This window comes from Acinetobacter sp. CFCC 11171 (genome assembly GCF_003268405.1).
GTDB classification, from domain to species: domain Bacteria; phylum Pseudomonadota; class Gammaproteobacteria; order Pseudomonadales; family Moraxellaceae; genus Acinetobacter; species Acinetobacter amyesii.
This window is the reverse complement of record NZ_LQXP01000007.1, coordinates 97,140-106,304: the sequence shown is the minus strand read 5'-3', so window position 1 is coordinate 106,304 and position 9,165 is coordinate 97,140. Positions and strand designations below refer to the sequence as shown.

Genomic DNA, 9,165 nt, shown 5'->3' with positions numbered 1-9,165 from the left:
TAGGACAGATCTTGGAATAAGAGAATGGGAGTGCATGAGCTGTCGTACAGCTCATGATCGAGATATAAACTCAGCTCTAAACATTCTTGCGCTTGGGCATAAGCGTCTAGCTGTAGGAATCACCCTCTTTTAAGGGGATGAGGATGTCAACTGATTGATAGATGTTAGCGCGATAATGGAACTGAAAATTGACGAATGATACATTTTTGGGAGTCTGTCTGAGCATCTTGTGGTCTTCAAAAGATGAAAGCTGGATGTCTTGCCTGAACTGAAATGATGCACAGATATTAACCAATGAAATCTCTGCTGCTGCACTTTTAGATGGCGAATAAAACATTCAAGGGTGGGTCTGTGGTGATGGTCGTTGGATCTTACTGTATTTTGATGACGTATTTAATTGAAGCGGCACAGAATTTTAAAGTTTTAGCCTTGAATGCTTAAGCTAAACGCTGTGTATTAATCGCTTCAGCCCAGTCACAGCATCCACATCGTGGGCAAACATCCTGTGCGCCGTGGATATACATAGTTTTACCGCAATGTGTGCAGGCATACAGCTGATGCATTTTGATATCTCGAACCGCTTTATAGGGTTTCGGAAATAGTGGCAGTCCATAACGTACCTGCTCAGGTGGATAAAACAAAATACTAAATTTTCCATCACTTTCTAATAAACCAACTCGAACTTGTCCAAGATGCTCCACATTTTGCTGACGCATTTCAGAGAAGAATTCATCATGTGACATTTTACCTTGTTTAATCTTTTCTAAGACCAATTCACCATCTTCCACAATGTAGAGGGCTTTACCTTCAATTAAATCTTCAAAGGGCTGGTATTTCATCATTAGCCAAGTGATTACGCGGTATAAACCAATCACTACCGTCATCACAATGAGCGCTTGTAAGAGGGGGAGTTCCTCTTCAAACATCGGGTCTCCTGCAATTGAACCCAAAGCAAGGAGGATGGCAACTTCAAAGATGGATAACTGACGCACGCCGCGTTTGCCTGTTAGGCGTAAGAATACGATGATTAAAACGAACATAATGACGCTACGCAAAATCACTTCGGCAGCAAAAGTCCATGTAGTGTCATGGATGAAAATTTGAGTGAAATCCATGTCTCATCCTTTTTTATCGTTATGTGTTTTTAACTTAGCAAAGCGCTGGGCGATAAAGCAGCTCAATTGTGTTAATTTTTAAGCACTATTCGAAAAAGGATTTCATACTAAAGGTATTGTATGAATGAGATATTTGATGAAAAAAAGTGCTTTAAAATAGCCATAAAAAAAGCACCGACGAATCGATGCTTTTGATGTGGTCTGGCAATTTTTAAAGATGTTCAGTTATTTAATATGTTCTGCAATATTCGTAAAGATTACACCTAAACCATGTGCGCCAGCATCTGGATAGCCAAGACTACGGTCGCCTACAGTTCCCGCACGTCCCATACACGCTACAATCTCTTTGGTATTTTCAGCGCCTTGAACCGCCGCTTTTGCACCAAGTACAAAGTTTTCTTTAAAGGTTTTATCTGTATGGGCAGACCAAGAATCTGCGCATGGCACAAGTGCATCAATCAGGGTTTTATCACCCACCACTGCGCCGCGTCCAAATGAACGCTCACCTGTAGTTTGAATGCCTTTGACCGCTGCTTGCAGCATCTCGGCAAAGTCTGAAACGCTCAAAGCAGTTTTGCCTTGAATTGATTTCGCTGCTGCACGGAATGCTGAACCCCAGATTGGGCCAGATGCACCGCCACAGTGTTCCATAATGATCATTGAGCAGTTCAGCATGAATTCATCCATCTGCTGCGCTTGAATCAGACTTTGCCATTCACGTTTTAATTGCTTAAAGCCTTTCGCCACGCTCATACCGAAGTCGCCGTCACCTGCATGCGCGTCTAGTTCACAGAATGGCACTTCATTTCTAATGATACAGGCAGACATGACATCGACCACATAGCGCATGTTTTCGATGGTGAATTGTTCATTGCTAATCACCGCATGTTCAGGCTGTGTTTCAACTTGGGTATTTACCACAGCTTCGGTGGCAGCATCTTTAGTTGCGAAAGTTAAAGGTTGTGCTGCTGAACCATCCATTTTAAATGCAGGGGTGTTGGCTGCTGCATCGAGGTAAGTTTTCAATTCATCATCGACAGCAAGCAAGGACACAGATGCACCATTCATGTCGATACTGGTCATATAGTTGCCGACAAATGTGCGGTAAATTTTGATGCCTTTACGTGCAAGGTGTTCGCATACATCATGGTTAAAGACATACAACTCTTGCAGCGGTGTGCTACCAAAGCCATTGACCAAGACTGCAACTTCTTTCATGTCAGGGCGGTCGAGGAATAAATCATCTACGATGCGCTGTGCCATTTTTTTAGAAGGCAAGATTTTTTCACGGCGGATGCCTGGTTCACCATGAATGCCGACGCCATATTCCATTTCATCATCAGCCAAAGTAAAGGTTGGTGTGCCTTTGGCAGGAACGGTACAAGAGCTATAGGCAAAACCAAGGCTAATGACGTTGTCCGCAGCTTTTTGAGCAATCGCTTTTACGTCTGCAAGTTCTAAACCTTTTGATGCCGCTGCGCCTGCAATCTTATGTACAAATACTGTACCTGCAACACCACGCCGACCGACTGTATATAGGCTGTCTTTAACCGCAATGTCATCTGCCACTTTCACATAGTCAACTTTGATGCCGTCTTCAGTTGCGAGGGCTGCACCATTCTGGAAATTCATCATATCGCCAGAATAATTTTTGATGATCATCAACACGCCTTTGTCAGTTGCGACTTGCTGTAAGGCTTTATAGACCTGAATTTGCGAAGGAGATGCAAACACATCGCCACATACGGCAGCGTCTAACATGCCTGTACCGACAAAACCTGCATGGGCAGGTTCGTGACCGCTACCACCGCCACTGATCAATGCCACGTTGTTGTGTTTTTCTTTACGTGAAATGATTTTGTGTGACTCGTTAAATGCGAGTTCAGGATGCGCAAGAACAAAGCCTTTGCACATTTCAATTACGATGTTTTCTGCACCGTTCATGAGTTTTTTCATGGATGTACCAATCTGTATTTATAGGGGAGAATGTAAAAAGTTTATTATTATCGAAAAACATAATGTTTGCTGACATAAAAGTGTAAAAAAGCAATTTTTTGATTAAAGGTTGAGTTTTTATATTGAATGACATTCTAAAAATAAAGACTTGCAACATCAGACAGGGAAAATCTCAAATTTACAAAGCGCTTAAATAATTTGTTTAAAAGTGGTCTAAAGTTTTGCAGATCAGCAATCTTAATGGTGCTATAAAGAAAAGGAATCCTTAAATCTGAATAAAAGGATATCAGTTGTGAAAACCATTTAATTTTTTGATTTATAAATATATATGGGCAAAATGCTAAGAATAAAAAATAAAATAAGTGAAAATTTTAAGTCTTTGAAATTTCATTTATTTGAGACAGACGATGTATTCATTTACTGGCCAGATTTTAATAAGGGCATACTTTTACTTGTATTTGCGCTGCTGATCTTGCTTGGGCATTTGGGTTGGTATGTGGTGAATTACGAGTCTGCAAACCAAATTTGGTTTAGTCAGAGCTATCATGATGAGCGTATTTTTACCACATGGTGTCAGATATTTTTAACCGCCTTTGTACTTTTACTTGCTTTAGCATTTAAGCAAAATGCGAAGTTCCGTCATGTTATGGGCTGGTTTATTCCACTATTTTTTGGGCTACTGCTGCTGTATTCAGCCAAAAGTGTTGGCCTTTATAGCCCTGCATCTATGGGCGGAATTTTGAATATTTTGCTGATTGGTTTTGTATTTTATAAACCCAAAGTCATTTATAGCATTATGGTGATTGTGACTTTGGTTTTTGGGGCGATGTGTTATTTCACCGCCATTGGTTCATTGGCTTATGCGCCTTTATTTAGTGATCAGCTAAATCAAAGTGATTTGTACAGCAATAGTTTTTGGCTTAAAAGTATGTTGATCCTTTACTCACCGATATTAATTACTTCAGCATTATTTTTTGAAATATTGCTGCGTCAGTGGCGTAATCGAGATCAGAAGATTGAAATTTTGAGCCGAATTGATGGTTTAACGGGAGTATATAACCGTCGTTATTTATCTGAATTTGTGAATAAAAGACATCAAAAGAATTTCCAAAAATATTCGATGATTCTTTTGGATTTAGATCATTTTAAAAAAATTAATGATAGTTATGGGCATGAAGCGGGTGACTTAGTATTGCGCCAAGTTGCCCATGTGCTCAGACATGCAGTCCGTGAGCAAGATAAGGTTGGCCGTTTTGGCGGGGAGGAATTTTCCTTGGTACTTGCCGATCAGGACTTGTCAAAGGCTTTAGAAATTGCGGAACGCTGCCGTCAGGCTATTGAAGCATTGGAGATCACTCTGCCAAATCAAAGTGTTTTGAAAGTAACTGCGAGTTTTGGTGTTGCTACTGCGCAAGACGGTATGAGCATGGATGAAGTGACGCGTTTGGCGGATCAGGCTCTATATAAATCGAAAGAAAATGGGCGGAATCAGGTGCAGTTTGCTGTATTAGCATGATTAATTGACCTCTCCCTAACCCTCTCCTAAAAGGAGAGGGAATATCCATTATTAAATATATGATGGGGTTGAATTCGTAATGAATGCTCCCTCTCCCCGTGGGAGAGGGCTGGGGTGAGAGTGATTTGTAAAAAATGAATTTTTGACTTAATTTGTCTTTATAAATTAAATGGATAAAAATTAATGATCCAACCAAATTGGGAAGTCTTTTCAGCAAAATTTTCAAATAATCAACAGATGACGTTTGAATGGTTTGCTTATTTATTGTTTTGTCGCGAATTTGATTTACCCAAGGGATGGTTTGGATTTAAGAATCAGTCAGGTATTGAAAAAAATCCAATCGAAAGAAGTGATGAGGTTATAGGCTTTCAAGCGAAGTTTTACTTTACAAAACTTTCTAGTCATAAAGATGACTTTTTAGAAATGTTAGAGAAAGCTAAAAGAGATCATCCCTCGCTAACAAAAATATTGGTATATACAAATCAGTTTTGGGGTGAAGCATACAATAGAGCCGAGCAAAAAATGATGTCTCCACAGGCATTATTAGATATTAACGCTAAAGCTAAAGAATTAATGATTGAGCTTGAATGGCGAGAAGCATCATTTTTTGAATCTGAATTTGTGTGCTTAGAGCATAGCGATTTAGCTAAATACTTCTTTACACAGCAAAAGCTTGAAGGTTGGCAACGCTACGATGATTGGTCAAATACAAAGGATAACGTTGAAGCAGAATATTTAGTTGATGAAGATATTAAAGTTGTTCTACCTAAAGATATTAATAAAAATGAAATGAGTGTGATTGATGGTATCAATGCGATTAGAGAAAAATTATTAGTAGGTGGTACGTCTATAAGATTAGTTGGACTCTCAGGTGTAGGTAAAACTCGTTTAGCTCAAGCTCTTTTCGATGATCGTGTTGGAGTTAATAGTCTAGATATCAAAAATGTTTGGTATTGTGACTTTGGTGATTCGCCTAATCCGCAACCTCAGCATTTTGTTGAAGAGCTAATACAGAAACAGAAGCCCTATATTTTAATTATAGATAATTGCGGGCAAGATACACATGGCAGTCTAACGAAAAAAATTAAAGATACTCAAATTGCATTATTAACTATTGAATATGATGTTCAGGATGATTTACCGGAAAGTACAGAAGTTTATAAATTAAAGCCAAATAGCCCTGAAATTATAAAAAAAGTTATTGAGCATCATTACCCACATATTAATGATTTAAACGCAAGGAAAATTGCTGATTTTTCAGGTGGTAACTATCGATTAGCTTTAGCAATAGCCTCAAATATTGAACGTACTGATAACTTAGCATTACTCACAAGTTCTGAATTATTTGAACGGCTCTTCTGGCAGAGAGGACAGCGTGATGATGAGTTATATAAAGTTGCTCAAAATTTTGCTTTAGTTTATTCCTTTAATTTAGAGGACGTAGGTGAAGAAAATTCTGAATTGGATTGTGTATCGAAATTTGCAAGAGTTGATAGTTATGATGTAATTGAAAGAATTGAAGAGCTGAAAACTAAAGACATTGTTCAACAGCGTGGGATATGGCGTGCTATTTTACCGCATGTCCTAGCTAATCATTTAGCTAAAGAATGTATTTCACGACGTTTGCCGAAGCATCTAGATGAGTTTATACAAAATATGCCTGCACGTTTGCAAATGTCCTGTATTAAACGTTTAAGCTACTTACATGATGTTCCTAAGGTACAAGAATTAGTGAAATTATGGTTTTCTTCTACTGAATGGTTGGGGGGAAAACTGTTAAATGATGAATATGATGCACAAGATTTGGTTAAAATTAGATTACTTACTCATATATCGGTAGATCAAATTTTACAATTACTAGAACAAAAACATAATACTGATCCTAGTTTTTTAACTAGAGAAAATACTCATTTTGTTGAAATTTCTAGATTAGTTAGATCCTTAACTTATCAACCACATAATTTTAAAAAAGCGTCTGAGTTACTCATTTATTTTGCTAAAGATGAAAAAGAAGGTGAAAGAAACAATTCTATTCTAGATTTAGTAACTTCATTATTTAGGCTCTATACATCAGAAACAATGGCTGATTTAGAGCAAAAAAAGGTAGTTCTGACTCAATTACAAAGGAAGCCGGAATACGAGTCGATCCTTTTAGATTGTTTATCTAAAGCGCTCAATTTTGATGATTATGGATTTTTTATAAGAGAATCATTTGAAAGTTCTCAACTAAGTGAATATGGCTATCAGCCGAAGAATCATGATGAAATCTTAGACTGGGTTGAGTTTTTGCTGAGTTTATTAGATGAACTAGATAGTCAAAATGTTAGCAAAGCACGAGAGGTTTTTACTAATAATCTTAAACATGTAATATGGAAATGCGGGAAAGTTGATATTGCTAAAAAATATTTAGAAAGATTCAATCAGAGACTATATTTCCCAGAGGCTCATTCACAATTATTAAATATAATTCAATGGAATCGTGATGAGCTAAAAGCTAAAGCACCAAAATTATTGTCAGATTTGGAGGTTTTAGAGCAAAGCTTAAGACCCCAGAAAAATAATATTTCAGAATTAATTAAATCCTATGTGTTGGTAGATGATCATTATTTATATCGTCTAACTAAAGATAGTAATGAAGATTATGCAATTCCAATCCCAGAATTTGATAATTATGATGAATTAATTAGTTATATATCTGATGAGCTTCAGAATATAGAGATTGTTAAAGCTAATTTTGAAATATTGCTTAATGCAAAAAATGGTTGGCAAGGTGATCAGTATTTGCAAAGATTAGGTGAGGGTTGTGTATTTGCCTTTGAGTTAGCAAATGATTTACTTCAGATTTTAAAAACGATAAGTGTAGATGAAAATTTACATTCTTCTGAGTTTATCGTTGGAATTTTGAATGGCTTTAGAATTAAGAATATCGATCAATATAGAGTTTTGGTTAAAGGTTTGGTCAATGATGATCGATTCAATAAAATAATTGGTATAAGTTTATTTGATAGTTGTAAAACAGACCAAGATTTTGAAATTTTTATTGAATTTTTGGTTACAGGGAAATTTAGTTTAGATCGTGCTTTAAGTTTAGCTTGGTTAAAAAAACATGAAAAAATCTCAAGCAAGCAATTTGAATTAGTTGTTGATGCCCTGATTTCCATTGATGCTCATAAGTTAGTTCAATATGAGCTTATGACAGAATGCCATTTGCAAAATAAATTATCGGTAAAATATCAACCTATTTTATTAAACTATGTCTCTGAATTTGTAAGTTCTCAGGATGCTTTCAATTACTTCGAAGATACTTTACTTGTTTTACTAGATTGTGGCGAGTTTTACCAAGCTAAAATATTTAATGATGTTAAAGAGTTTTTTAGTGTTGAATCTTATATTTCATTTCGTCGAGAAGATAAAAAATTTAAATTATTAAAAATGCTGATCGAAAATAATACGGGCAAATTTATTACTGATTTTGTTGAAGATCAAAATTTTATGTCCAAATTTTATCAGAATGACGTAGACAAAGTACTGGCTTATGCAGATGAAAAAGAGGTGCTTGATTGGATTGGTACAGATCAAGAAAAAATAAATTTTTGGGTGGAAAATGCAATGCTATATGTGGATAGCAGAAGAGAGTTAGTTAGTGAGGGAAATGGAGATAATATTGTTTGGAAAAACTTATTGATCATTTTAATTAATATGAGTAATCATAAGTCTAAGCTTATAAATATACTTTTTGAAAATCATATATTGAGAATGAGAGGTGTTTTTTCAGGCTCTTGGTCGCAAGCTATGCAAACTAGGTTGCTGTATATTAGTTCTTTGAAAGATAAAATAATACCGTTCTTTCCTGAACTTGAATCACTTATTGTTTCTAAAGAAAAAGAGTGGTTAGTTGCTATTGATAAACAGGCTAAACAAGATATAGCGAGAGAAAAACAAAGAAGTGAGAAATTTGAATGGTGACAATTATTGCTGCAATTATTGCAGGTTTTTGTGCATTGTTAGCTGCTGTAATTTCTATAAGTAAACATAGGTCGAACCATGTCCGTGAATTTAATAATTCGCTGGAAGAATATGAGATGAAATTTTATAGAAATTATGAGATTCGCGAAATTTATCGAGATAGAGCTGCTGAAAGTTTACTTAATATGAAGGGCGTAAAGGCGAAAATTGTAGATCTCTTTTTCTATGATGAAAAGTTAGAACAAAAAGCGTATCTAGTTACTAAATATAGGTTTTATTTAAAGGTTTCTTCAGATTATTCAGATGTAAAAATTAATAAAGTAAAACTCAACCTTTTCTCGGTATCATTTTTTCTTATCTATAGCCTATTTTTTAGTTATGTATCTTGGCAATTTTTAAATTTTAATAAAATGATCGTCAAATTTAATAACCTATTTGAAAAAGGAGATCTGCTTAGTATTTTGAATTGGATTGTATGGGACTTTATTATTTTGACTATTGCACTATTCTGTATGTTTATGTGTGTGAGAATCCAAGAGTTGCGAATATTAGAAAAATCTAGCTTATATAAAATACTATTTTAAAAAATCCCCTCATTCGAGGGGATTTTTT

At 35.9% G+C, this 9,165-nt stretch carries 6 protein-coding genes; 4 read left to right on the top strand and 2 right to left on the bottom strand.

Features of this window, described 5'->3' with window-relative positions; translation table 11 throughout:
• Window positions 1–133: zinc ribbon domain-containing protein (locus AVJ20_RS05495; RefSeq protein ID WP_162689736.1), on the top strand; the 133-nt coding region annotated here is incomplete at its 5' end.
• Between the two features lie 304 nt (window positions 134–437).
• On the opposite strand, the gene AVJ20_RS05490 is transcribed toward AVJ20_RS05495, so the two are convergent.
• Window positions 438–1,115 carry a DUF421 domain-containing protein gene (locus tag AVJ20_RS05490; protein WP_111884449.1) on the bottom strand — a complete coding sequence of 226 codons (678 nt, stop codon included), beginning with the start codon at window positions 1,113–1,115 and terminating at the stop codon, window positions 438–440.
• 225 nt (window positions 1,116–1,340) lie between these two features.
• On the bottom strand, window positions 1,341–3,071 hold the full coding sequence (gene dhaK, locus AVJ20_RS05485; protein WP_111884448.1) for a dihydroxyacetone kinase subunit DhaK: 1,731 nt from the start codon (window positions 3,069–3,071) through the stop codon (window positions 1,341–1,343).
• A 379-nt stretch (window positions 3,072–3,450) separates the two neighbouring features.
• Between dhaK and AVJ20_RS05480 the strand changes: the two genes are divergently transcribed.
• From AVJ20_RS05480 to AVJ20_RS05470, 3 genes are all read left to right on the top strand, one after another.
• The gene (locus tag AVJ20_RS05480) at window positions 3,451–4,587 is read left to right on the top strand and encodes a GGDEF domain-containing protein (protein ID WP_162689735.1); all 1,137 of its coding nucleotides are present in this window, start codon (window positions 3,451–3,453) and stop codon (window positions 4,585–4,587) included.
• A 183-nt stretch (window positions 4,588–4,770) separates the two neighbouring features.
• Window positions 4,771–8,553, top strand: coding sequence for a hypothetical protein (locus AVJ20_RS05475; RefSeq protein WP_111884446.1), 3,783 nt, complete (start codon window positions 4,771–4,773; stop codon window positions 8,551–8,553).
• Window positions 8,547–9,137: a hypothetical protein gene (locus tag AVJ20_RS05470; protein WP_111884445.1), complete on the top strand. Its 591-nt coding sequence runs from the start codon at window positions 8,547–8,549 to the stop codon at window positions 9,135–9,137. The genes AVJ20_RS05475 and AVJ20_RS05470 overlap by 7 nt, the downstream gene beginning before the upstream one ends.
• Window positions 9,138–9,165 lie beyond the last annotated feature (28 nt).

What these genes read in the sequence shown, in the direction of transcription:
- AVJ20_RS05475 (WP_111884446.1), top strand. Translation starts at nt 4,771, where the DNA reads ATGATCCAACCAAATTGGGAAGTCTTTTCAGCAAAATTTTCAAATAAT.
- AVJ20_RS05470 (WP_111884445.1), top strand. Translation starts at nt 8,547, where the DNA reads ATGGTGACAATTATTGCTGCAATTATTGCAGGTTTTTGTGCATTGTTA.
- AVJ20_RS05490 (WP_111884449.1), bottom strand. Translation starts at nt 1,115, where the DNA reads ATGGATTTCACTCAAATTTTCATCCATGACACTACATGGACTTTTGCT.
- dhaK (WP_111884448.1), bottom strand. Translation starts at nt 3,071, where the DNA reads ATGAAAAAACTCATGAACGGTGCAGAAAACATCGTAATTGAAATGTGC.